The organism is Sphingomonas sp. Leaf30, assembly GCF_001422525.1.
Taxonomy (GTDB): Bacteria; Pseudomonadota; Alphaproteobacteria; order Sphingomonadales; family Sphingomonadaceae; genus Sphingomonas; species Sphingomonas aerolata.
Window position 1 is genome coordinate 1416327 of record NZ_LMKZ01000001.1, and the last position, 23219, is coordinate 1439545.

Annotated in this window: 23 protein-coding genes and 2 tRNA genes; 9 read left to right on the forward strand and 16 right to left on the reverse strand. The window is 67.7% G+C overall.

Translation table 11 applies throughout. The features are described from left to right. Positions 1-230: 230 nt before the first annotated feature. From ASE89_RS06645 to ASE89_RS06660, 4 genes are all read left to right on the forward strand, one after another. Positions 231-307 (forward strand) — tRNA-Pro (locus tag ASE89_RS06645). A gap of 285 nt (positions 308-592) precedes the next feature. Further along, positions 593-1276 carry an NAD(P)H-dependent oxidoreductase gene (locus ASE89_RS06650; RefSeq protein ID WP_056674962.1) on the forward strand — a complete coding sequence of 228 codons (684 nt, stop codon included), beginning with the start codon at positions 593-595 and terminating at the stop codon, positions 1274-1276. Positions 1277-1391: 115 nt separating this feature from the next. Next, a complete protein-coding gene (locus tag ASE89_RS06655; protein WP_056675477.1) occupies positions 1392-3752 on the forward strand; it encodes a phosphoketolase family protein in 2361 nt (786 codons plus the stop codon). Next, positions 3740-4786 (forward strand): acetate/propionate family kinase, encoded by a 1047-nt coding sequence (locus tag ASE89_RS06660; RefSeq protein ID WP_056674964.1) that lies wholly within the window; start codon positions 3740-3742, stop codon positions 4784-4786. Before ASE89_RS06655 ends, ASE89_RS06660 begins: the two co-directional genes overlap by 13 nt. Positions 4787-4809: 23 nt before the next feature. Here ASE89_RS06660 and ASE89_RS06665 read toward each other — a convergent pair whose 3' ends face one another. From ASE89_RS06665 to ASE89_RS06690, 6 genes are all read right to left on the reverse strand, one after another. Continuing rightward, a complete protein-coding gene (locus ASE89_RS06665; RefSeq protein ID WP_056674971.1) occupies positions 4810-5223 on the reverse strand; it encodes a hypothetical protein in 414 nt (137 codons plus the stop codon). Positions 5224-5294: 71 nt separating this feature from the next. Beyond that, the gene (locus ASE89_RS06670; protein WP_056674973.1) at positions 5295-5927 is read right to left on the reverse strand and encodes a response regulator transcription factor; all 633 of its coding nucleotides are present in this window, start codon (positions 5925-5927) and stop codon (positions 5295-5297) included. After that, positions 5920-7566, reverse strand: coding sequence for a PAS domain-containing sensor histidine kinase (locus ASE89_RS06675; RefSeq protein WP_236701632.1), 1647 nt, complete (start codon positions 7564-7566; stop codon positions 5920-5922). The genes ASE89_RS06670 and ASE89_RS06675 overlap by 8 nt, the downstream gene beginning before the upstream one ends. Positions 7567-7657: 91 nt before the next feature. Then, a complete protein-coding gene (locus ASE89_RS06680; protein WP_082451255.1) occupies positions 7658-8233 on the reverse strand; it encodes a GNAT family N-acetyltransferase in 576 nt (191 codons plus the stop codon). Positions 8234-8396: 163 nt separating this feature from the next. Beyond that, positions 8397-8471 (reverse strand) — tRNA-Glu (locus tag ASE89_RS06685). Between the two features lie 113 nt (positions 8472-8584). Beyond that, positions 8585-9958, reverse strand: coding sequence for a class II 3-deoxy-7-phosphoheptulonate synthase (locus ASE89_RS06690; protein WP_031441317.1), 1374 nt, complete (start codon positions 9956-9958; stop codon positions 8585-8587). A 208-nt stretch (positions 9959-10166) separates the two neighbouring features. Between ASE89_RS06690 and ASE89_RS20200 the strand changes: the two genes are divergently transcribed. Then, positions 10167-10322, forward strand: coding sequence for a hypothetical protein (locus ASE89_RS20200; RefSeq protein ID WP_168427511.1), 156 nt, complete (start codon positions 10167-10169; stop codon positions 10320-10322). Positions 10323-10359: 37 nt separating this feature from the next. Here the strand turns inward: ASE89_RS20200 and ASE89_RS06695 are convergent, their stop codons facing one another. Next, a complete protein-coding gene (locus ASE89_RS06695; RefSeq protein ID WP_056674975.1) occupies positions 10360-11298 on the reverse strand; it encodes a D-2-hydroxyacid dehydrogenase in 939 nt (312 codons plus the stop codon). 61 nt (positions 11299-11359) lie between these two features. Next, entirely contained in the window at positions 11360-12826 is a 1467-nt protein-coding gene (cysS, locus tag ASE89_RS06700; RefSeq protein WP_056674977.1) for a cysteine--tRNA ligase, read from the reverse strand. Positions 12827-13012: 186 nt separating this feature from the next. Between cysS and rpsU the strand changes: the two genes are divergently transcribed. Together rpsU and ASE89_RS06710 are read left to right on the forward strand one after the other, a co-directional pair. Beyond that, positions 13013-13219 (forward strand): 30S ribosomal protein S21, encoded by a 207-nt coding sequence (rpsU, locus tag ASE89_RS06705; protein WP_031394635.1) that lies wholly within the window; start codon positions 13013-13015, stop codon positions 13217-13219. Positions 13220-13352: 133 nt separating this feature from the next. Further along, positions 13353-13922, forward strand: a complete 570-nt coding sequence (locus ASE89_RS06710) for an FKBP-type peptidyl-prolyl cis-trans isomerase (protein WP_031394634.1) — start codon at positions 13353-13355, stop codon at positions 13920-13922. A 457-nt stretch (positions 13923-14379) separates the two neighbouring features. Here ASE89_RS06710 and ASE89_RS06715 read toward each other — a convergent pair whose 3' ends face one another. After that, positions 14380-14625 carry a hypothetical protein gene (locus ASE89_RS06715; protein WP_056674979.1) on the reverse strand — a complete coding sequence of 82 codons (246 nt, stop codon included), beginning with the start codon at positions 14623-14625 and terminating at the stop codon, positions 14380-14382. Between the two features lie 169 nt (positions 14626-14794). After that, entirely contained in the window at positions 14795-15595 is an 801-nt protein-coding gene (locus ASE89_RS06720; protein ID WP_056674982.1) for a metallophosphoesterase family protein, read from the reverse strand. Positions 15596-15687: 92 nt separating this feature from the next. Here ASE89_RS06720 and ASE89_RS06725 point away from each other — a divergent pair, with 92 nt between their 5' ends. Then, the gene (locus tag ASE89_RS06725; RefSeq protein ID WP_156363294.1) at positions 15688-16782 is read left to right on the forward strand and encodes a M48 family metallopeptidase; all 1095 of its coding nucleotides are present in this window, start codon (positions 15688-15690) and stop codon (positions 16780-16782) included. Here ASE89_RS06725 and wecC read toward each other — a convergent pair. Together wecC and wecB are read right to left on the reverse strand one after the other, a co-directional pair. Continuing rightward, positions 16779-18074: a UDP-N-acetyl-D-mannosamine dehydrogenase gene (wecC, locus tag ASE89_RS06730; protein ID WP_037531160.1), complete on the reverse strand. Its 1296-nt coding sequence runs from the start codon at positions 18072-18074 to the stop codon at positions 16779-16781. The genes ASE89_RS06725 and wecC overlap by 4 nt on opposite strands. Before the next feature lie 12 nt (positions 18075-18086). Next, on the reverse strand, positions 18087-19250 hold the full coding sequence (wecB, locus tag ASE89_RS06735; protein ID WP_056674986.1) for a non-hydrolyzing UDP-N-acetylglucosamine 2-epimerase: 1164 nt from the start codon (positions 19248-19250) through the stop codon (positions 18087-18089). 124 nt (positions 19251-19374) lie between these two features. Here wecB and galU point away from each other — a divergent pair, with 124 nt between their 5' ends. Then, positions 19375-20244 carry a UTP--glucose-1-phosphate uridylyltransferase GalU gene (gene galU, locus ASE89_RS06740; protein ID WP_056674988.1) on the forward strand — a complete coding sequence of 290 codons (870 nt, stop codon included), beginning with the start codon at positions 19375-19377 and terminating at the stop codon, positions 20242-20244. Positions 20245-20302: 58 nt separating this feature from the next. Here the strand turns inward: galU and ASE89_RS06745 are convergent, their stop codons facing one another. The 4 genes from ASE89_RS06745 to coaBC are packed head-to-tail and all read right to left on the reverse strand — an operon-like array spanning position 20303 to position 23211. Continuing rightward, complete coding sequence (locus tag ASE89_RS06745) at positions 20303-21058, reverse strand: HesA/MoeB/ThiF family protein (RefSeq protein WP_056674990.1); 756 nt, start codon at positions 21056-21058, stop codon at positions 20303-20305. After that, positions 21055-21570, reverse strand: a complete 516-nt coding sequence (locus tag ASE89_RS06750; RefSeq protein ID WP_056674992.1) for a hypothetical protein — start codon at positions 21568-21570, stop codon at positions 21055-21057. Before ASE89_RS06750 ends, ASE89_RS06745 begins: the two co-directional genes overlap by 4 nt. After that, positions 21567-22007 (reverse strand): dUTP diphosphatase, encoded by a 441-nt coding sequence (dut, locus tag ASE89_RS06755; RefSeq protein WP_056674994.1) that lies wholly within the window; start codon positions 22005-22007, stop codon positions 21567-21569. Before dut ends, ASE89_RS06750 begins: the two co-directional genes overlap by 4 nt. A gap of 10 nt (positions 22008-22017) precedes the next feature. Next, positions 22018-23211: a bifunctional phosphopantothenoylcysteine decarboxylase/phosphopantothenate--cysteine ligase CoaBC gene (gene coaBC / locus ASE89_RS06760; protein ID WP_056674996.1), complete on the reverse strand. Its 1194-nt coding sequence runs from the start codon at positions 23209-23211 to the stop codon at positions 22018-22020. Between the last annotated feature and the right edge of the window lie 8 nt (positions 23212-23219).

Sequence of the window (23219 nt, forward strand, 5' to 3'; positions counted from 1 at the left end):
TCGTCCACAACCTGCCGCGGCACGATGCCGCCAGCGATTACTTCTTATCATATCCGCACCGCATCGACGTCGCGACGCAACTGTACCGCCGCATCACGCAATGCCCCCGTGCTTTTCGACATCTCCCGAAAACTTCTTGCCGCGGCCGCTTGCACAGCCGCGAAGTGCTGGGTATAGGCGCCCCTCCAGTCACCGGTCGGTCCCCCAAGGGCGTAACGATCGGACTCCGTCGGGGAGTAGCTCAGCCTGGTAGAGCACTGTCTTCGGGAGGCAGGGGCCGGAGGTTCGAATCCTCTCTTCCCGACCATCATGCACCGCATGATCATCGCTTGCCGAGGCGGCAGGCCGCTATTCACCCCCATCGAAGCCGTTAAGGCCAGCAAGGTCCCGGTCGCGTCGTGTCCGTGCTCGAGCGGCATTCCGAATTGTCCGCCTCCGGGCCGATGGGGGCGCGCAGGGTTATAGCGCGTTGCCTAGTGCGTAGTTTCCGAGGCTGAGAACCCGCGGCTCTATGCCGTACTCCTCCACTCCCTGACCGTCTCCGGCGCGGCGCGCGACCGGATGATGGTCGGCGCAGGATGGAGTCGGCGCGATGATGGATGACGAGCCCGGTGCGGCCCAGCCTCGGCATGCCGTGATCCTGTGCCATCCGGACCCTGCGAGCTTCAACCACGCGATCGCGCACCGCTATTGCGAGGCGGTGCGCGCGAACGGCCAGCACGTCGTACTGCGCGATCTCTATGCGATGGGCTTCGATCCGGTGCTCAAACCGGTGGAATTGCCGACCAGGGATGCGGCGGTTCTCGCGCAGGACGTGCAGGACGAACGCGCGGCGATCGCGGGCTGCGACGTGTTCGTCCTCGTCTACCCGCTCTGGTTCGGATCCCCTCCGGCGATGATGAAGGGCTATATCGAGCGCGTGTTTGGCGCAGGGATCGAGCCTGTCGCGGTCCAGCAGCGTGCGCGCAGCCGGCTGCTTGGCGACAAGCGGCTGCTGACCTTCAAGACCGCGGCGGGCAGCCGGGTCTGGCTCGACGATCAGGGGCTCGGGGCGGGGCTGACGACCATGGTCGACCAGTATCTGGTCCACGCCTTCGGCATGCGGTCGCAGGAACAGCGCCGTTTCGCCAACATCACCAGACACCTCGATCCGCAGGTCGCCGGCCAGCATCTCAACGCCGTCACCGCGCAGGCAAACCGCACCTGCGCGCAGCTGGCGTTCGGTGACGAAGCGCTGCTGCGCGACCCTTCGCTGACCAGCCGGCTCGCCGGCTGATGCGCCCCCATCAAAGGATTATCGACATGCGCCCCATACCGCCCGCGATCCCCGCCGCTCGTCCATGGGCGCCGCACTCTTGACCGGTCTGGCCCACAAGGCACCGCCGCATGTCATGACGCGCCCCGATCCGTTGTCGCCCGATGAGCTGCACCGGATGGACGCCTATTGGCGTGCCGCCAACTACCTGTCGGTCGGCCAGATCTATCTGCGCGACAACGCATTGCTCGAACGCCCGCTGACGATCGCCGACGTCAAGCCGCGGCTGCTCGGCCACTGGGGCACGACGCCGGGGCTCAACTTCCTCTACGTCCATCTCAACCGGCTGATTGTCGCGCACGATCTCGACATGATCAACATCATCGGGCCGGGGCATGGCGGGCCGGGGCTGGTCGCCAACACCTATCTCGAGGGTTCTTATACCGAGCGTTATCCCGCGATCGAGCGCAGCCGGTCGGGCATGCACCGGCTGTTCCGGCAATTCTCCTGGCCGGGCGGCATCCCGAGCCATGTCGCGCCCGAGACGCCGGGATCGATCCATGAGGGCGGCGAGCTCGGCTATTCGCTGGCGCACGCCTATGGCGCGGCGTTCGACAATCCGGACCTGCTGGTCGCCTGCGTGATCGGCGACGGCGAGGCGGAGACGGGGGCGCTGGCGGCGAGCTGGCATTCGAACAAGTTCCTCAACCCCGCGCGCGACGGCGCAGTGCTGCCGATCCTGCACCTCAACGGGTTCAAGATCGCCAACCCCACGATCCTCGCGCGGATCGACGAGGACGAGCTCGATGCGCTGCTGCGCGGCTATGGGCATGAGCCGCTCTATGTCGGCAGCAGCGACCCCGCGCTCGTCCACCAGCAGCTCGCCGCCGCGCTCGACACCGCGTTGGCGAAGATCCAGGCGATCCAGGCCGCGGCACGCATCCCCGGCGCGACGCCCGAACGCCCGCGCTGGCCGATGATCGTGTTCCGCACGCCCAAGGGGTGGACCGGCCCGAAGACCGTCGACGGCAAGCCGGTCGAAGGCACATGGCGCGCGCATCAGGTCCCGATCGCGGACTTCAAGGACCCCGAGCATCTCCGGCTGCTCGAGGCGTGGATGCGCAGCTACCGCCCCGAGGAGCTGTTCGACGCGACGGGGAAGTTCCTCGACATCTATGCCTCGCTCGCACCGACCGGGCATCGGCGGATGGGGTCGAACCCGCATGCCAATGGCGGCGAGACGATGGTGCCGCTGTCGCTGCCCGACTTCCGCGCGCATGCCGTACCGGTCGACGCGCCGGGCACGGTCATGGCCGAGGCGACGCGGGTGTTCGGCGGGTATCTGCGCGACGTGATGAAGCTCAACATGCCGAGCGTGAACTTCCGCCTGTTCGGGCCAGACGAGACTGCGTCGAACCGTCTCGCCGATGTCTATGACGTGTCGGGCAAGGTCTGGATGGCTGAGGTCGAGGCGGTCGACGAGCATCTGACCCCGGACGGCCGCGTGATGGAGGTGCTGAGCGAGCATCTGTGCCAGGGCTGGCTCGAGGGCTATCTGCTCACCGGACGCCACGGGCTGTTTTCCTGTTACGAGGCGTTCGTCCACATCGTCGATTCGATGGTCAACCAGCATGCCAAATGGTTGAAGGTGACGCGCGGCATCCCGTGGCGGCGGCCGATCGCGTCGCTCAACTATCTGCTGACGTCGCATGTCTGGCGACAGGATCACAACGGCCTGTCGCATCAGGACCCGGGGTTCATCGATCACGTCGCGAACAAGACCGCGGAGGTGACGCGAATCTATCTGCCCCCCGACGCCAATTGCCTGTTGTCGGTCGGCGACCATTGCCTGCGCAGCCGCGGCTATGTGAACGTCATCGTCGCGGGCAAACAGCCCGAATGGCAATGGCTGGGGATCGACGCGGCGGTGCGGCACTGCACCGCGGGCGCCGGCATCTGGGACTGGGCGGGCGACGATGCCGAGCCCGATGTGGTGATGGCGTGTGCGGGCGACGTCCCGACGCTCGAGACGCTGGCCGCGGTCACGCTGCTGCGTGCCTATGTCCCCGATATCCGGATCCGGGTGGTCAATGTCGTCGACCTTATGGTGCTGCAGCCGCGATCCGAACATACGCACGGCCTCGACGAGCGCGAATTCGACGCGCTGTTCACGCGCGACACACCGGTGATCTTCGCGTTCCACGGCTATCCGGCGATGATCCACAAGCTGACCTACCGCCGCGCGAACCATGCCAATATCCATGTCCGCGGCTACAAGGAAATGGGCACGACGACGACGCCGTTCGACATGGTCGTGCTGAACGATCTCGACCGGTACCGGCTCGCGCTCGACGCGATCGAGCGCATCCCGCGGTTCCGCGACCGCGTCCCGCGCGAGACCGCGCGCTACTGGACGACGATGGAACGGCACAAGCTGTACATCGCCGAACAGGGCGACGATCTGCCGGAGGTGCGCGACTGGCAATGGGCGCGCTGATCCTCGCGCTGAACAGCGGGTCGTCGACGGTGAAATACGGCCTCTACGCCGTCGACCCGGAGCCTGCGTTGCTGATCGGCGGGACGATCGAGACCGCCGACGGTCATGTTTCGGTCCTCGACGCGCTCGACGCCGCGGTGCGGGACAGCCCGGCGCCGACCGCGATCGGCCACCGGATCGTCCATGGCGGCCCGCATCGTACCGCGCATTGCCTGATCGACGATGCGGTCACCGCGGATCTGGTCGCGGCCTGTGCGTTCGCACCGCTGCATGGTCCCGCGGCGCTCGCACTGATCGCGGCGGCACGCGCGCGCTTCCCCGGGCTGCCGCAGGTCGCCTGTTTCGACACCGCGTTCCATGCCGATCTGCCCGATGTCGCGCAGGTCCTGCCGATCCCGCGCCGATACCGCGCAAGCGGGGTGCGGCGGTACGGCTTTCACGGCCTGTCGTGCGAATCGATCCTGGCGCGGCTCGGCGAAGGCGTGCCGTCCCGCCTCGTCATCGCGCATCTCGGCAACGGGGCGAGCGTCACCGCGGTGCGCGACGGGCGATCGGTCGACACCAGCATGGGGCTGACGCCGTCGGGCGGCGTGACGATGGCGACGCGGACGGGGGATATCGACCCCGGCATTCTGTTGTACCTGCTGCGCGAGACCGGGCTCGACGCCGGGGCATTGGCGACGCTGATCGATCACGAATCGGGAATGGCGGGGATCTCGGGATTGTCGGGGGACATGCGCGTGTTGCGCGCGGCGGCCGGGAGCAATCCCGATGCCGACCTCGCGATCCGGATGTTCGAGCGATCGGTCTGCAAGCAGATCGCGGCGATGGCTGCGACGCTCGGGGGGCTCGACCTGCTGGTGCTGACCGGCGGGATCGGCGAACATGACCGCGCGACCCAGCAGGCGATCGGTACCGGCCTGGAATGGCTGCCGGGCTTGGCAACCCGGATTGTCGCCTCGCGCGAGGATGACGAGATCGCCCGTCATGCCGCCCGGCTCAGTCAGGCGGCGATCGGCCCACCCTCACGCTGACCCCATCTGCCCGCGCGGCGTCCTTACCCGGCGAGCGTCAGCATGGCGGCCGCGATCGCCGCAAGCAGCGCACCGTCGGTGGTCGCGCGGTCGCGGATCCGGTCACCCTGACGGTCCGCCGCGGCGAGCAGGGCCGGCGACGGCGCCCGCCCGTCGAGCAGGATTCCCCGCCCAGCCCAGCCCAGGCCCCGCATCGTCGCGAGCGCCGTCATCCCGTCGTGAACCTGCCCCGCGAGCCGGGGATCGGAAAGATCGAGGATGATGCACGCATGGTCGCGCGATGCCGGATCGGACACCAGGGCCGCACAGCTTGCATAGGACCGTACCCGATAGCGTTCGGACAGCAGCAGGATCTGCCGCGCGCGGCGTCGCGCGGGATTGCCGTCGACCAGCGAGATGCCCGGGCTGGTAGGCAGAAACGGGGCCGGTGGAGTCATCGTCGATCCTTGTCGGACCTTTGATGACAGGACGCGCGGACCCGGTCTGTACGTAGATCACGGGGGGCCGCTCAGGCCGGGTCGGCCGTCTCGCCCACACCCGCGGCAAAGGCGATGCGGAGCACGTCCGACAGGCTGCGCGCCATCAGCTTTTCCATCAGATTGGCGCGGTGGACCTCGACCGTCCGCGTCGCGATGTCGAGATCGAACGCGATCAGCTTGTTCGGCCGGCCCAGGACCATCCCGTCCAGCACGTCGCGCTCGCGCGGGGTCAGCGCCGCGAGCAGGACGCGGGCCTCGGCCGCGGCGAGCTGGTCGCGGCCGATCCGCGCGGCCTTGGCGAGCGCGGTCTCGATCGCCGCGAGCAGCGTCGCGCGCTCGAACGGCTTTTCCAGAAACTCGATCGCCCCCGCCTTGATCGCACGCACCGCGAGCGCGACGTCGCCGTGGCCGGTCAGCATGATCACGGGCAGGGCTATGCCCCGCTGCGCCAGCGTCGCCTGCACCTCGAGCCCGTCGATATCGGGCATCCGCACGTCGAGCAGGACACAGCCACGCGCCTCGCGCGTGACGTGCTTCAGGAACTGCGTGCCCGACACATGCGTCTCGACCGCATAGCCCGCCTTGCGCAGCAGGAACCCGACCGACTGGCGGATCGCGGGATCGTCGTCGACGACGTGCACGACGCGGCTGGTCTCATCCATCGACAACATCCTGTGTGGCAAGCGGTATCGTGAAGTGGAAGGCGGTACCGGCGGGGCATGTCGGTTCGACCCAGATCCGGCCACCATGCGCCTCGACGATCGTCCGACAGATCGACAGACCGAGGCCCATGCCGTCGCTCTTGGTCGTCGAGAACGCGTCGAACAGGCGTTCGCGGATCGCCGGATCGATGCCCGCACCGGTATCGGCCACGCTGATCCGCACCCAGCCTTCGCGATCCGCCAGCGTCGCGATCGTCAGGCGCTTGTCGGGCGCGCAGGCCATCGACTGGATGGCGTTGCGGATCAGATTGACCAGGACCTGCTGGATCTGGATGCGGTCGACCCGCACCAGATCGGCGCCCTGGCGGATATCGGTGGTGACCGTGATCCCCGCCTCGTGCGCGCCGAGCAGCCCCAGGCTGATCGCCTCCTCGACAAGCGCGGCGAGCGGTTCGACGCGAAGCGCGGTGTCGCCGCCCTTGACGAACGCGCGCAGCCGCCGGACGATCGTGCCGGCGCGCAGCGATTGCGCCGCCGCGAGCTCGAGCGCCTCGGCGATCTCCGCCAGCAGCGGCGACGGCGCGTCGCCGATCATGTCCCGCGTCGCCTCCAGATAATTGGCGATCGCGGTCAGCGGCTGGTTGATCTCATGCGCGAGCGTCGATGCCATCGTGCCCATCGCGCTGACCCGCGAGACGTGGACCAGCTCGGCCTGCAGTTCCTTCAACCGGCGCTCGGTCGCCTGGCGCTGGCTGATGTCGCGGATGAAGCCGGTGAAGATCCGCTCGCCCGCGATCGACGCCTCGCCGACCGCGAGCTCGATCGGGAAGACCTCGCCATTCTTGCGCAGCCCGTGTTCGAGCCGGACATTGCCGATGACATGCCGCACCCCGGTCCGCCGGTAGGTGTGCAGATGCGCGTCATGCGCAGCGGCATTCGCGGGCGGCATCAGCATCGCGACGTTGCGGCCGATCACCTCGTCCGTCTCATAACCGAAGACGAGCGCGGCGGCGGCGCTGAACGATACGACGACGCCGTGTTCGTTCATCACGATCATCGCATCGGGAACGGTGTTCAGGATCGAGCGCAGATGATGTTCGCGGCGCAGGATCGCGGCCTCCGCCGCCTTTTCGTCGGTGATGTCGCGGATCACCTTGCCAAAGCCGCGCAGCGCGCCCGCATCGTCGTGCAGCGCGGTGATCGTCACGCTCGCCAGAAACTCTGATCCGTCCTTGCGGACCCGCCAGCTTTCCTCCTCGATCCGGCCACCGGCATGCGCGCGCTCGAGATCGGCGCGGGGCTTGCCCGCCGCGACATCTTCGACCGGGTAGAAGATCGCCGCATCGCGGCCGATGATCTCGGCCTCGGTCCATCCCTTGATCCGCTCGGCGCCCCGGTTCCAGATTGTCACCCGCCCCTGCGGGTCGAGCATGTAGATCGCATAGGTCGTTGCGGCATCGATCAGCAGGCCGAGTTCCTCCGCCAGCACGGCGGGACGTCCGGCAGCCGCGTCGCCCATGTCGGACGGATGCGCGATCATGCGGGCGGGGCGGCGGCTGGTCGGGCTGGGCGCGTGCGGTTCATCGGGCTCTGGGCCTTGTCCGGCGGTCGGGTCCGATACGCCGGCGGCCAAGATCATGGTCGTCGGTACGGAGCCGCCCTGCATGATAGACCAGAACCGCCGCACCGGCCACCGCCGGCCGCTCGCATGCCGCTGGAACCAGAACGAGTCAGGCGGGCGGCGATGCCAGCGTCAGTCGCAGGATCATCGCGGAGGGATCGCCAGGGCAGGGGGCTGCGGTCCAGCCGCGCTCGCGCTCCATGTCGATCGCCTGGTGATTGTCGCGGCTCTCGATCGATTCGAGCGTGCGGAGGCCCTTGGCACGCGCGAACATCGCGACGTGATCGAGCAGGACCCAGCTGATCCCGCGCCGCTTGAAATCGCTGCGGATCGCGACCGCGACCTCCGCGCGCAGGCCGTCGTCATCGCCGACCAGCATCGCGGTCGCGAGGATCCGGCCGCTGCCGATCTCGCAGGCGAGGAAATGCTCGCTATGCTCGTGATCGACGCGCAGCAGCGCGAGCAGCTGTTCGTGCCCGACATGGTCGATCGCGCTGAGGAAGCGGAAGCGCAAATCCTCCTTGCCGACATGCGTGAAGAAGTCAGCCAGCGCCGCCTCGTCGTCCGGCGTGATCGGGCGGACGTGAAACGCGTAGCCGGTCCGGGTCGTCAGATCTGCGCTCCAGTCGGTGGCCGGCGCGGGGAGGGTCTCTGGCGAATCGGTGTTGCGGGCGGCATCGGCCATGCTGGCATCCTTCCACGGAGTGCACGCCCTCGAAAATGAGGACGGCCCCGGGTAGCGCCCGCTCGCCCCTCGCTGCACCGTCGGGAAACACGTAGCGACACGGTTGCCGCGCACACGAATGCCGCAGTGTATTACGTCCCAGCGATGTCAGAATGGGTAGACTTGGTGACCCCTACGAGAATCGAACTCGTGCTTACGCCGTGAGAGGGCGTCGTCCTAACCGCTAGACGAAGGGGCCGTGTAGTCGAGCCGCGCTCCTACGGAAGCGGGGCGCGGGCGTCAAGGCGGTCCGGCGGCAAAATCGCGCGAGGTGCACGTTTTGCCGCCGGATCGCTTCGACGGTCGTCGTCGTCAGGCGGCGACCTTCTTGCGCTCGGCCATTTCGGCGTTGAGCATTTCGGCCAGAAGAAACGCCATCTCAAGGCTTTGGCTGGCGTTCAGGCGCGGATCGCAATGCGTGTGATACCGGTCCGCCAGGCTCTGTTCGGTGACGTCGACCGCGCCGCCGGTGCATTCGGTGACGTTCTGCCCGGTCATCTCGATATGGATGCCGCCGGCATGCGTGCCCTCGGCGCGGTGCACCGCGAAGAAGCCGCGGACCTCGGCGAGGATGCGCTCGAACGGCCGTGTCTTGTAGCCATTGGCCGCCTTGACGACGTTGCCGTGCATCGGGTCGCACGACCAGACGACGGGATGCCCCGCGCGGGTCACCGCACGGACGAGCTTGGGCAGCGCCGCCTCGATCGAATCATAGCCATAGCGCGTGATCAGCGTCATCCGACCGGGGATGCGCGCGGGATTGAGCGTATCGAGCATCCGCAGCAGCGCGTCCGGCTCGAGGCTCGGGCCGCATTTGATGCCGATCGGATTGCCGATGCCGCGCAGATATTCGACATGGCTCGACCCCTCGAATCGCGTCCGGTCGCCGATCCACAGGAAATGCGCGCTCGTGTCGTACCAGTCGCCGGTCAGCGAATCCTGCCGGGTCAGCGCCTGCTCATATTGCAGCAGCAACGCTTCGTGGCTGGTGTAGAAATTGGTCTGGGCGAGCTGCGGCACGGTTTCCGGATCGATCCCGCAGGCCGCCATGAACTCGAGCGCCTCGCCGATCCGGTCCGCGGTCTCGGCATATTTCTTCGACCAGGGGCTGCGGCCCATGAAGTCGTGCGTCCAGCGATGCACCTGATGCAGATTCGCGTAACCGCCCTGCGCGAAGGCGCGGAGCAGGTTGAGCGTCGCCGCCGACTGCGAATAGGCGCGGATCATCCGCTGCGGATCGGGCGCGCGCGACTCGGCCGTGAAGGCGATGTCGTTGACGTTGTCGCCGCGATAGCTCGGCAGCTCGACGCCGCCGATCGTCTCGGTATTGGCCGAGCGCGGCTTGGCGAACTGGCCTGCCATGCGGCCGAGCTTCACGACCGGCAGCTTGGAGGCGAAGGTCAGCACGACCGCCATCTGCAGGATGACGCGGAAGGTATCGCGGATGTTGTTCGCGCTGTGCTCGGCAAAGCTCTCGGCGCAGTCGCCGCCCTGGAGCAGGAACGCCTTGCCTGCCGCAACCTCGGCGAGACTCGCGGTCAGGTTGCGCGCCTCGCCGGCGAAGACGAGCGGCGGAAACGTCGCAAGCTGTGCGGTCGCGGCGTCGAGCGCGCCAGCGTCGGGATACGAGGGGAGCTGGCGGGCTTCGTGCGTGGTCCAGCTGTCGGGGGCCCAGTTCGCGGCCATAATTGTTCGTCCGATTGGTGAATTCGAGGCGCGGCCATGCGCCGAATCGGCTTTTGGCGCAATCAAGTAAAGCTTGCAGGCGGACGAGTACCGAACCCAGGGCTTGGCTGATCGCAGCGATCCGGTCGGTCGCGGGTTGCCCGAGATTGTATAGAAAGCGCTTCTCAATGTCGGGCAGGTTTGGCACAGGGCGATGATGGATCTTCCCTTGCGAATTATCATTGCATTTTCGATCGTTGGCGTCGGTGTCGCGATCGGCGTGCCCGTCCTGATCATGATAATGAAGCGCCGCCGTCGCGACAAGCGCCGCCGTCGCGGGATCAAGGACTATAACAGCCCGAACAACGGCACCGCGCGCAGCTGATCGTGCGACCGCCGGTGCCTGCCACCGACGCTATCGTTCAATAGCCCGCGCCGAGATCGGCGACGTTTCGCATCGCAGACCCCGCGCGGTACGCCTGCAGATTGTCGAGGAACAGCGCCGCCCCGCGCTGGAACATCCTGGTCTGGCTGCGACCTGACAGATGCATCGTCAGGATCGTGTTCGGCGCGGACCATAAGGGGTGATCAGCGGGCAACGGTTCGGGGTGCGTCGGATCGAGGAACGCCCCGCCAATCTGTCCCGAACGCAAGGCGGCGAGCAACGCCTCGTCATCGATCATGTCGCCGCGCGCGATGTTGATCAGCCAGCCGCTGTCCTTCATCGCGGCAAGCTCGCCGCTGCCGATCAGCGTCTTGGTCGCATCGGTCGAGGGCGCGGCCAGCACTACCCAGTCGAACTCCCCGAGACGGTCGCGCCAGGCATCGGGCGTGAGCGTCGCGTCGCGCCCGGTCCGGGTCACGCCGGTGACGTCGACGCCAAAGGCCGCGAGCCGATCGCCGATCATCGCGCCGATCGTGCCATAGCCAATGACCAGCGCGCGCGTGTCGGCAAGCTCGATCTTGCCCGGCGCGTCCTTCAGCCAGACATGTTCGGCCTGCGCGCGGAGGACGGTGTCGAGGCGCTTGGCGGCGACGAGTATCCCCATCACCGCATATTCCGCGACCGCGACCGCGTTGATGCCCGCACCGTTGGTCAGGATCACGCCCCGGTCGTGCAGCCATGCAAGGGGGAAGGCGTCGAGGCCCGCATAGATGGTCGACACCCATTTCAGCTGCGGCCCGGCGGCGCGAATCGCGTCCGCCACCAGGTGAGTCGGCTGCATGTCGACCCAGGCGATGTCCGCATCGGCGATCGCCGCATTCGCCTCGCTTGGCGTTGCAAACCATTCGACGTCGAGATCGGACGGCAGATGCGGTTCGAGCAGCGGGCGGGCGGCGGCGGGAAGGACGGCTTTCATCCTCGCGTCTGTACCGCGCTTCGGGTGCGACGCCAAAGCGCGGAGTCGTCTCCGCCGCCAATCAGCCGATCCGCCAGTCCCAGCCGAGCGGATCACCGTCCATCACCTCGACCCCGGCGCTGGCGAGGTCGTCGCGGATAGCATCGGACCGCGGGAAGTCCTTCGCAGCCCGCGCGGCGCGGCGCTCGGCAAGGCGTTCGTCGACGGCTGTGGCGTCGAGCGTCGCCGAGGCCGGACGGACGCGCAGATCCTCGCGGCGCAGGGCTGCGAGATCGAGTCCCAGCACTGCATCGAAATCGACCAGCGCGGCGAGTCGGTCGGCGGGCGACAGCCGCTTGTCCGCGAGCAGTTCGTCGAGGACCGGCAGGGCGCGCGGCGTCGCAAGGTCGTCGCAGACCGCGATGTCGAGTCGGTCGCGGTAGCCAGCGAGCAGCGCGCGGACGGCGTCGGTCGCGGGTTTGGCGGGATCGCTCGCCAAATTGCCTGGGGCCGCCCGGTCGCGCAACGCCTGCACGGTGAGTGCCAGCCGCTTCAGCCGCGTCGCCGCCGCCGCCAGATTGTCCCAGGAGAATTCCAGCTCGCTGCGATACTGCGCCTGCAGGCACATCAGCCGATAGGCGAGGGGGTGGAAACCGCGATCGATAAGCGTCTGGAGCGTCGTGAACTCCCCGCCGGATTTCGACATCTTTCCCGAGCGTTCGACCAGGAAGTTGTTGTGCATCCACAGCTTCGCGCCGGTATCCGCGCAGCCGCAACGCGCCTGATTCTGCGCAATCTCGTTCGGGTGGTGGATCTCGCGGTGGTCGATGCCGCCGGTGTGGATGTCGAACTGCGGCCCCAGATATTTCTGGCTCATCACCGAGCATTCGAGATGCCAGCCGGGCGCACCGCGTCCCCAGGGCGAGTCCCATTCCATCTGGCGCATCTCGCCGGGCGCCGACGTCCGCCAGATCGCAAAATCCTGCGGGTGGCGCTTGCCCGCGACCGGATCGATCCGGCTCTCGCCGGCATCGTCGTTCGACCGGGCGAGCCGGCCATAATCCGGGACCGTGCTGGTATCGAAATACAGCCCGTCCTCGAGCAGGTAGCAATGCTCAGGCGCAATGGCCTCGGCAAAGGCGATCATCTCCGCGATATGGTCGGTCGCGAGCGGGAAGCGCGTCGGCGTGCGGATGTGCAGGTCGATCAGGTTGCGTTTGAAGGCTTCGGTGTAATGTCTTGCGATCGCCCAGATATCCTGCCCGCTGGCGCGCGCGGCGGCCTCCATCTTGTCGTTGCCCGCATCGGCATCCGACGTCAGGTGGCCGACATCGGTGATGTTGACGATGTGCGTGAGGCCAAAGCCCTTCCACGTCAGCGTCCGCGACAGCGTGTCGGTGAAGACATAGGCGCGCAGATTGCCGATATGCGCATAATTGTACACGGTCGGTCCGCAGGAATAGAGCCCGACATTGGCGGGATCGATCGGCGCAAACGGCTCGAGCCGGCGCGTCAGGCTGTTATACAGGGTCAGTGCATGCGTGGTCATGCGCGGCTCTTAGCGCTGGCTTGGCAGGCCCGCAAACCGCCTCCCGACGTGAACCCCGACACGGACCGGGCGGGTTTGGCTTGAAACAGCGGGCACACGCTGTTAGGGGCTCCCGTTCATGCGGCGCGGACTTGTTCGCGACGGCACTATCCATTCGTATCTATTCGACCGGAGCTTAACGGGTTTATGCAAATCATCGTCCGCGACAACAACGTCGACCAGGCCCTTCGCGCGCTCAAGAAGAAGCTGCAGCGTGAAGGCGTGTATCGCGAGATGAAGTTGCGCCGCCACTACGAGAAGCCGTCGGAAAAGCGCGCTCGCGAGCGTGCGGCTGCGATCCGTCGTTCGCGCAAGCTCGAGCGCAAGCGCGCCGAGCGCGACGGCGCACGCTAAGCTTCGCCTGCAGTAGGAACCCTCGGCTGCACGCGCAGCCAGGGTTTTGGGGGCCGCGTCACGGCGGCTCCGATTACGAATTCTACGGCACGCGCGGCGCTCCGGCGTGACCAGATGACCCGGGGTTTGTCCGATGTCGACCGTCACCGCCGTTCCGCTGCAGCCGACCAAGCGCAGCTATCTCATCTATCTGTGGCTGGGCATCGCGCTCGCGCTGATCGGCGCCGTCGCGCTCGCGCGCCAGGGTGACGATCCGCTGACCCGCAACGGGCGCGCCAAGGGCGTCGTCACGACCGCGTCGGGCCTCCAGTACAAGATCCTGACGCCGGGCAAGCCCGGTGCCGCCAAGCCGACCGATGCCGATGTCGCGCTGGTGAATTACGAGGGCAAGCTCCTCAACGGCACCACCTTCGACAAGTCGCAGCAGCCCACGCCGTTGCCCGTCACGGGCGTCGTTCCCGGCTTCTCCGAGGCGCTCAAGCTGATGCCAAAGGGCGGCAAGTACCGTTTCTGGCTGAAGCCTTCGCTCGGCTATGGCGACAAGGCCAGCGGACCGATCCCGGCCAACTCGACGCTCGTGTTCGACGTCGAACTGCTCGACTTCCTGCCGCAGAGCGTCGTCCAGCAGATGCAGGCGCAGCAGCAGATGCAGATGCAGCAGGGTGCGCCCGGCGCCGGCGGCGCGGTACCGCAGCCGCGCTGATCGCCTCGTCGGGCGGTGCGCTGCCCGACTCGCCGGACTCGGCATCATGATACAGGGCCGTCCGTGACTGATCGGCGCGGGCGGCCTTGTTACGTCGGCGTAACCCTGATCATGCCGAGTTTGGACGATGCGCCCCGTGACGCCTTGGGTCATCTCGCGCCCGCCTGCCTTGGCCAAGGCGAGGCATGCCGCGTCATGGGTCAAACACCATCCGGCATTATCGCGGCATGGCATATCGCGTTTGACCGCTAGCGTTCGACCGCCGGAGTTCGTGTTCAGGCCTCAGTCCCGCGGATCGTCGCAATCTATCGTCGATCCCGGTGGCACGCGGTGGCTTGCGCAGCGGTGCAAGACGGGGAGGGGCGCTAGAATTTCGCCATATTTGCCTCAGGCTCATCTGCGGCAGGCAAAAAAATAGCGGCCCGAAGACCGCTATTTTCCAGAACTGAGCCTAGGCTTAGTTGCTGTCGCTGTCGTCGTCGTTATCGGCAACGATAACGATGCCGCCGACAACGGCTGCAGCTGCGAGGACTGCGACGATGATGCCGCCGCCTGCAACCTTGTTCTTCTTTGCGGAAACCGAACCGGTACGAACCGACTTCGAGACCGAAAGGCTTGCTGCCGAATTAACCGGCGCTGCCATGGCCGGAGCAACTGCCATCGTGGCTGCTGCTGCGGTCAGGAGATACTTCCCAAGACGCATGATGAACTCCCTTTGTGCTCGTCGCGTCAGTCTCTGGCACGAAACCCGACCTTGCGCAACCGAGGTAACTGGAACGGTACGGAAGAGTTCCATACTGTTGCGAGCGGGCAACATGCCCTGATCGCCCTGGGGGTATACCCTATTGTAGTAGGACGAGAAGGCATAGTTTTCAGGATTCGAGAGAATTTTCCGACGAGCCTGGGCGAGGCGCGGTCTGCAACGTCCATGTGCGATCGCCCTCGATCCCCAGCGCAGTCAGCCGACCGGTCGCATAGGCGCCCGTATCTATGCCGATACGATGCGCCATCGTCTGGACCTCTTCGATCACCGTGTGGCCATGGACGATCATCTTGTCGAGCGGGCTGCGATGATCGAGAAACGGGTCGCGAATCCAGCGCAGATCCGAACTGCGCTGGTCCGCGAGCGGCGTTCCCGGACGGACGCCCGCATGCACGAACGCATAGTCGCCGATCGTGATCAGATCCTCGAAGCCCGCCAGGAACGTGCGATGCGCCTCGGGTACGAGCTGCGCGAGACGCTGCACCAGCTCCTCGTAATCGAGCCGCTCATATTCCGCCGCATCCATCCCGTAGCTCAGCACCGTCTCGCGACCGCCGATCCGGCAGAACAGCCGCAGCGCCTTGGGCTCGCCGTCGAGCGCGCCGAGGAAGATCTCCTCGTGATTGCCCTGCAGGAAGCGCACGTCGGCGCGCGCCGCGGCATAGCCGATCAACCGATCGATCACCGCGGCCGAGCCCGGACCCCGATCGACGATATCGCCGAGGAAGATGACCGTCGTCTCCGCCGCGCCGCGCACCGCATCGTCCGCGTCGATCTGCGCGATCAGGTCGTCGAGCAGATCGGCACAGCCATGGATGTCGCCGACCGCATAGACGCGTCGGCCTTCGGGGATCGAGCAGGATCGGCCCGCGGATCGCGGGGCCTTGGACCGAAAGAATCTTGAAATCATAAAGTCTATATCCGTTGGCACCGCACATAGAGGCTCGGGCGCGTTGTCGCAACGCGGCGCGGTTCGTCGACTCCTGCGCGAGGATGGATGGCGTGCAGCTGAAAGCCGTCTATCAGGGCTGCATGTCGATCGTCATGCGTATCCTGCCCGCAGTCCTGCTAAGCGCAGGTGCGGCCTCCGCGGTTCCGCCGCCGTCCGTCTCCGTCTCCGTCTCCCTCGCCGGCGCCACCGCCGCTCCGGCTGCGGCGCCCGCGGAGGCGCCGCCCAGGGCATTCTTCGAGGCGTTGCGCGCCGCGGATCTGCGGCTGGCGACGATCGGATACCGGCTGACCTCCGCCAATGCGGCTTTGTGCGATCGCCTGCAGCCGCAGATCGGCATGCCGATCCATGCGCTCAACCAATATAGTGCGGAGGCCAGGCCGAATGCGATCGGCGTGTTCGGGTTCGAAACGCGGCTGGGGGTCGAGGCGGTGGTCGCCGACGGGCCTGCCGCGCGGGCCGGTGTCCGGTCGGGGGATTCGATCCAGCTGCTCGCGGGCAAGCGGCAACCCGGGATCGGTGCGACGGACGCCGCGGAAACCCCCGCCGACCGCGACGCCGCCGAGGCCCTGATCGCAGCGCAGCCGCCCGGCGCACCGATCGCGATGACGGTCCTGCGCGACGGGCGCGCGGTCAGCGTCTCGATCCCGGCCGTGGCGGGGTGCCGCTCGCGATTCGAGATCCTGCTCGGCAGCGGCCTCGATGCGAGCGCGGACGGCGCGGTCGTCCAGATCGGCGAGAAATATTTCGAAGGTTATAGCGACGCGGAGATCGCGGTGATCGTCGCGCACGAGCTGGCGCACAACATCCTGCGCCACCGCGACCGGCTCGACGCGGCGAAGATCAGCCGCGGGCTGATGGCGGAGCTCGGCCGCAACGGCCGGCTGATCCGCCAGACCGAAGACGAGGCGGATCGGCTCAGCGTCTATCTGCTCGCCAATGCCGGCTATGATCCGCGCTCGGCGCCGCAATTCTGGCGCGAGAAGGGGGGCACGATCGACGGCGGCCTCTTCCGCAGCCGCACCCACGCCTCGTCAAAGGCGCGGGCGACCGCGCTCGACGCCGTCGTCCAGGACATTGCCCGCCGCCCCGAACGGCCGATCCTGCCCGCCGACGTCCTCGCGCTGCGGACCCAGCCGCTCCGCTAGCCGGCCAGTCGCGCCGCCGGCTGTGCGGGGCTGCGCGGCTGGTCGGGCCAGATCCCACGCGTATCGAGCACCGTCTTCTCGCTGCGCTCCTCGAGCGGGATCGAGCGGAAGACGTCGTGATCGACCAGCACGACCATGATCGGGCAGGTCTCGATCGCGGTGTCGACGTCGATCAGGGTCGCGCCGGTGCCGTCGAACGCCGGTGGCAGCGCCGCGGCATAGGGCTCGACGATCCGGACCCGGTCCCCGAAGCGATTCGCCACCGCCAGCGCGACCTTCATCGCCGGGCTCTCGCGGAAATCGTCGATATTGGCCTTGAACGCGAGGCCCAGGCACGCGACCGGCGCGGTCGGATCCGCCGCGATCATCGCGGCGACCTGCGCGATGACGTGATCAGTCTTGCCGTCATTGACCTCGCGCGCGGTGCGGATCAGCGGCGTCTGGTCGGGGGCTGCATGGACGAGAAACCAGGGGTCGACCGCGATGCAATGCCCGCCGACACCGGGTCCGGGCTGCAGGATGTTGACGCGCGGGTGGCGATTGGCGAGCCGGATCACCTCCCAGACATCGACGTTCATCGTGTCGGCGATCAGCGACAGCTCGTTGGCGAACGCGATGTTGACGTCGCGAAACGCATTCTCGGTCAGCTTCGTCATCTCCGCGGCGCGCGCGGTCGTCGTGACGCACGCGCCGCGCACGAACCGGCGATAGAAGGTCAGCGCCTTGCGCGCACAGCGCGGCGTGATCCCGCCGATGACGCGGTCATTGTCGATCAACTCGACCAGTATGCGTCCCGGCAGCACGCGTTCGGGGCAATAGGCGATCGCGATATCGGCCTGGTCGCGGGTCCGCCCGGGCACGCGCAGATCGGGGCGCAAGGTCGCCAGCAGGTCGCGGACCTTCTCGGTCGTCCCGACGGGCGAGGTCGATTCGAGGATGACGGTATCGCCGGGCTTCAGCACGGGCGCGATCGTCGTCGCGGCCCCCAGGACATAGCTGATGTCGGGTGCATGCGCGGCGTCGAACGGGGTTGGCACCGCGATCACGAAGACGTCGGCGGGCTCGACCGTCATCGCCGCACGCAGCGTACCGCGCGCGACCACGCCCGAGACCAGACCGTCGAGATCGACCTCCTCGATATGCACGCGCCCCGAATTGATCGTCTCGACGACGCGTTCGGTCACGTCGACGCCGAGCACGCGCGCGCCGGTCCGCGCGATGATCGCCGCGGTGGGCAGGCCGATATAGCCCAGCCCCATGACGACGACGTTCAGTTCAGTATCGGAAAGCATGACGGATGATCCTCAACGATGGGCCGGTGCGCTGGCGACCGCCTGGGCCATGGTTTGGGCGATGGTCTGGGCGATGGTCTGGGCGATCCGGGCCGCAGCATGGCCGTCGCCGAACGGATTGTGCGCGCGCGCCATCGCGGAATAGGCGGCTTTGTCGTCGAGCAGCGTGAAGATTTCGGAAACGATGCGGTCCTCCGACGTCCCGACCAGCCTTGCGGTACCCGCCTCGACACCCTCGGGGCGCTCGGTCGTCTCGCGCATCACCAGCACCGGCTTGCCGAGCGCGGGCGCCTCTTCCTGCACGCCGCCCGAATCGGTCAGGACGATCTCGGCAAGCCCCAGCGCGCGGACGAAGCTCGGATAATCGAGCGGCGCGATCCGCGCGATATCGGGCTGGTCGCCGAGGATGCGGTCCATCACCGCGACGACATTGGGGTTGGGATGCACGGGAAAGACGACCGCGACGTCATCGCGCGCCGCGATCCGCGCGATCGCCCGCGCGATCCCGGCCATCGCGTCGCCGAAATTCTCGCGCCGGTGCGTGGTGACGAGGATGATCCGCTTGCCCGCACAGTCCGCCACGACCCGGTCGAGCGCGGCGCCGAGCGCCGGATCCGCCGCGACCCGCGCGTTGGTCCAGTGCAGCGCGTCGATCACCGTGTTGCCCGTGACGTGGATCGTCGAGGGGGCTACATTCTCGCGCAGCAACGCGTCCGCCGCGGTCTGGGTCGGTGCAAAGTGCAGGGCGGCGATCGGCGCGACGATCCGCCGGTTCACTTCCTCGGGCCAAGGATGATGGATGTCGCCCGAGCGCAGCCCCGCCTCGACATGCGCGACCGGGACCTTGCGGTAATAGGCGGCGAGCGCGCCGGTCATCGCGGTGGCGGTGTCGCCCTGGACGACGACCATGTCGGGCTGCTCGGCGTCCATCACCTCGCCCAGCCCGACCAGCAGCCGCGCGGTCAGCCGATCGAGCGTCTGCCCCGGCTCCATCAGGTCGAGATCGATATCGGGAGACAGCCCCGCGATCGCGAGCACCTGGTCGAGCAGTCCGCGATGCTGTGCGGTCACGCAGGTCCTGACGACCAGCCCCGGCTGCGTCTGCAACGCCCGGATGACCGGGAAGAGTTTGATCGCTTCGGGGCGCGTCCCGAAGATGACGAGTATTTTTGACATGGAACCCGCCTACACCCCACGTCTTTAATGACGCGCTAACCGCCGCAGTTGATTTGCCGAGTCCGTTCGGCGGCTTTATGCACCCGCAACGATCTGTACCCGCAACGATACAAGGGACTACTGAATGACGATCAAACCGCTGCGCAAGGCCGTATTCCCCGTTGCTGGGCTTGGCACGCGATTCCTTCCGGCGACCAAGTCGATGCCCAAGGAGATGCTGACCGTCGTCGACAAGCCGCTGATCCAATATGCCGTCGAAGAGGCACTGGAAGCGGGGATCGAGCAGATCATCTTCGTCACCGGCCGCGGCAAGGGCGCGCTCGAGGATCATTTCGACATTTCCTACGAGCTCGAGGCGACGATGCGCGCGCGCGGCAAGTCGCTGACCGTGCTCGACGGCATCCGCCAGCAGCCCGGCTCGCCCGTCTATGTCCGTCAGCAGGAGCCGCTGGGTCTCGGCCATGCGGTCTGGTGCGCGCGCGAGATCGTCGGCGACGAGCCGTTCGCGGTGCTGCTCCCCGACGAGCTGATGGTCGGCAAGCCCGGCTTCATGAAGCAGATGGTCGAGGCGTATAACAAGGTCGGCGGCAACGTCATCGGCGCGCTCGAGGTCGCCGATTCGGAAACCGACAAATACGGCATCATCTCGCCCGGCGCGACCGACGGTCGCCTGACCGAGGTCACCGCGCTGATCGAGAAGCCCGCCAAGGGCACCTCGCCATCGAACCTGATGATCCCGGGCCGCTACATCCTTCAGCCCGAAGTGATGCGCATCCTCGAAGGGCAGGAAAAGGGCGCCGGCGGCGAGATCCAGCTGACCGACGCGATGGCGCAGCTGATCGGCAACCAGCCGTTCCACGGCTTCACCTTCGATGGCCAGCGCTACGACTGCGGCGACAAGGCGGGCTATATCCAGGCCAATCTCGCGCTCGCACTCGCACGCGACGATATCGGCCCGGTCGTCCGCGCCTTCGCCAAGACGCTGCTGGGCTGAACGGTCTGCAAGATGCGGGGCGGGTGGCTTCAGCCCATCCGCCCCGCTCGTTTTCGGATCAGCCGCTGCCGCAGCAGGGACAGCCGGGATCCTTGGGCAGCCGGATCGTCCGGAAGCGGAGCGACAACAGGTCGATCAGCAACAGCTGGCCCGCCACGTCGTCGCCGAACGGCGCGACCGCACGAATCACTTCCAGCGCGGCCAGGCTGCCGACCACGCCCGTGACGGGGCCGAGGATGCCGTCCTCCGCACAGCTCGTCTCGGCACGCTCGGGATTCTCGCCGACGAAGCAGCGATAGCAGGGCCGGTCGGGCTCCCAGCCGCGATAGACGCCGAGCTGGCCTTCAAACTGTCCGACCGCCGCCGAGACCAGCGGGATCCGCGCCGCATGCGCCGCATCGGCGACGACGAACCGCGTCGCGAAATTGTCGCAGCCGTCGAGCACCACGTCCGCGCCCGCGATCAGCGCGCCGATATTGCCTTGGTCGACCCTCAGGCGGTGCGTGTCGACCGTGACGTTCGGATTGATCCGGCGCAGCGCGGCGGCGGCGGCCTCGACCTTGGCGAGACCCTGGTCCTCGGTGCGGAAGATCGTCTGACGCTGCAGGTTCGACGTCTCGACCGCGTCGTCGTCGATCAGCACGAGGCGCCCGATCCCGGCCGCCGCGAGATACTGGATCGCCGGCGAGCCGATGCCGCCGGCCCCGATCACCACCGCCGTCGCGGCCTTCAGCCGCAGCTGACCGGTGCCGCCGAATTCGCGGAGAACGATGTGCCGGGCATAGCGCGCGAGTTCGTCGTCGGAGAGCGTCATGCCTTCCACGCGAACACCATCGTCGTGCGGTACCAGCTGTCGGTGGCGGCGCCGCGCAGATCGACATTGTTGCGCGCTGCGCCCAGCAACAGGCCGGCGGCGAACTGCTCGACCGTTGGGCAATCGATCGCGCGCGGCGTGACCCGTCGCACCCGGCCATCCGCCGCGGCGAGCAGCGCGAGGTCGAGGTTCAGGACCCAGCCCTGCGGCGTCCGCGTCGCGCCACCGCACCGCCCGGCCAGCACCTCGCGCTGGACGAACGTGCTGGCATCCAGCGACGGGGCGACCGCGCGCCGCAGCCGCAACACCGGCAGCGCGCTCCAGTCCTGTGGCGGCAGCGGGACGCCACCCGTCACCTGCGGCGGCGCGGACGGCGAAGGCGCGGGGGGCAGGGTCGGAACGACGGGCGGGGGGATGATTCGCGGCACGGGCAGCGCCGGTGCGGTCTGCACGTCGGCGGCCGGGGCCTGCACGGCGCCCAGCGACGCTGCCAGGAGGAGCAGCGCGATCATCGTCCGGTCGACCCGAATCCTCCATGCCCGCGCACTGTGTCGTCTAGCGTCTCGACCTCGCCGAGGCTCGCGCGCACCACCGCCGCAGGAACGAGCTGCGCGATCCGGTCGCCGCGGGCGATGTCGAAGGGGGCATCGCCGAGATTGGCGAGGATGACCTTCACCTCGCCGCGATAGTCCGAATCGATCGTCCCGGGCGTGTTGAGGCAGGTCACGCCGTGCTTGAGCGCCAGCCCCGAGCGTGGTCGTACCTGGACTTCGTAGCCTTCGGGAATCGCGATCGCAAAGCCGGTCGCGACCGCCGCGCGGGCGCCCGGTGCGAGCGTCAGCGGCTCGGCGGCGACCACGTCCATGCCCGCGGCACCTGTGGTCGCATAGGCGGGCAGGGGGAGGCCAACGCCATGCGGCAATCTCTTGAGGTCTATACGGATCGTCATGCGGCGCGGTTTAGCGCATCGGCTGTGCGTGTTCCAGCGCATCGGCGACGCGCCGTGCCAGCTGCGCCGCGACTGCATCCTTGCCCTGCCGCGGCCAGCTCTCGACGCCGTCCTTCGTGACGATGTGGACGCTGTTGCTGTCGCCGCCCATCACGTCGCCCGACACGTCGTTGGCGACGATCCAGTCGACGTCCTTGCGCGCGCGCTTGGCGGTCGCATGCTCGACGACGCGTTCGGTCTCGGCCGCAAAACCGATCAGCAGCGCGGGTCGCTGCGGGCTGCGCGCGAGTGTCGCGAGGATGTCGGGGTTCTCGGAGAGCGCTAGTGTCGGCGTCGCGTCGCCCTTCTTGATCTTCTGCACCGCGGCGTCGACGTGCCAGTCGGCGACCGCCGCGACCATGATCGCGGCGTCGACGGGCAGCGCCCGGTCCACCGCATCGGCCATCTCGCGTGCGGTCTCGACGTCGATGCGCGTCACGCCGGCGGGCGTCGGCAGCGTCACCGGCCCCGCCACCAGCGTCACCCGCGCGCCAAGTGCCGCAAGCGCACCCGCGATCGCGAAGCCCTGCCGCCCCGACGACCGGTTGGCGATATAGCGGACGGGGTCGATCGGCTCGTGCGTCGGCCCTGCGGTCACGAGAATGTGCCGACCCGCGAGACGCTGCGGCTTAGCCTCGAGCGCAGCATCGATCGCATCGGCGATCCGGTCGGGCTCGGGCAGCCGCCCCGGTCCGAATTCGCCGCACGCCATCGGCCCCTCGTCGGGCGCCATGACGGTGATGCCGTCCGCGCGCAGCTGCGCGACGTTGCGCCTTGTCGCGGGGTGCAGCCACATCCGCACGTTCATCGCCGGCGCCGCGAGCACGGGTTTGTCGGTCGCGAGCAGCAATGTCGTCGCAAGGTCGTTGGCGAGCCCGCCCGCCATCCGCGCGATCAGGTCCGCGGTCGCGGGCGCAACGACGATCAGGTCGGCCTGACGGCTGAGCTGGATATGCCCCATCTCCGCCTCGTCCTTCAGGTCCCACAGGGTCGTATAGACCTTGTCCTCGCTGAGTGCGGCGAGCGTCATCGGCGTCACGAAATGCTGCCCCGCCTCGGTCAGGACGCAGCGGACCGCATGGCCGCGTTTGCGCAGGAGTCGGACGAGTTCGCTCGCCTTGTAGGCGGCGATGCCGCCCCCGACGATCAGGAGAATACGCTTCATGCCGCGAG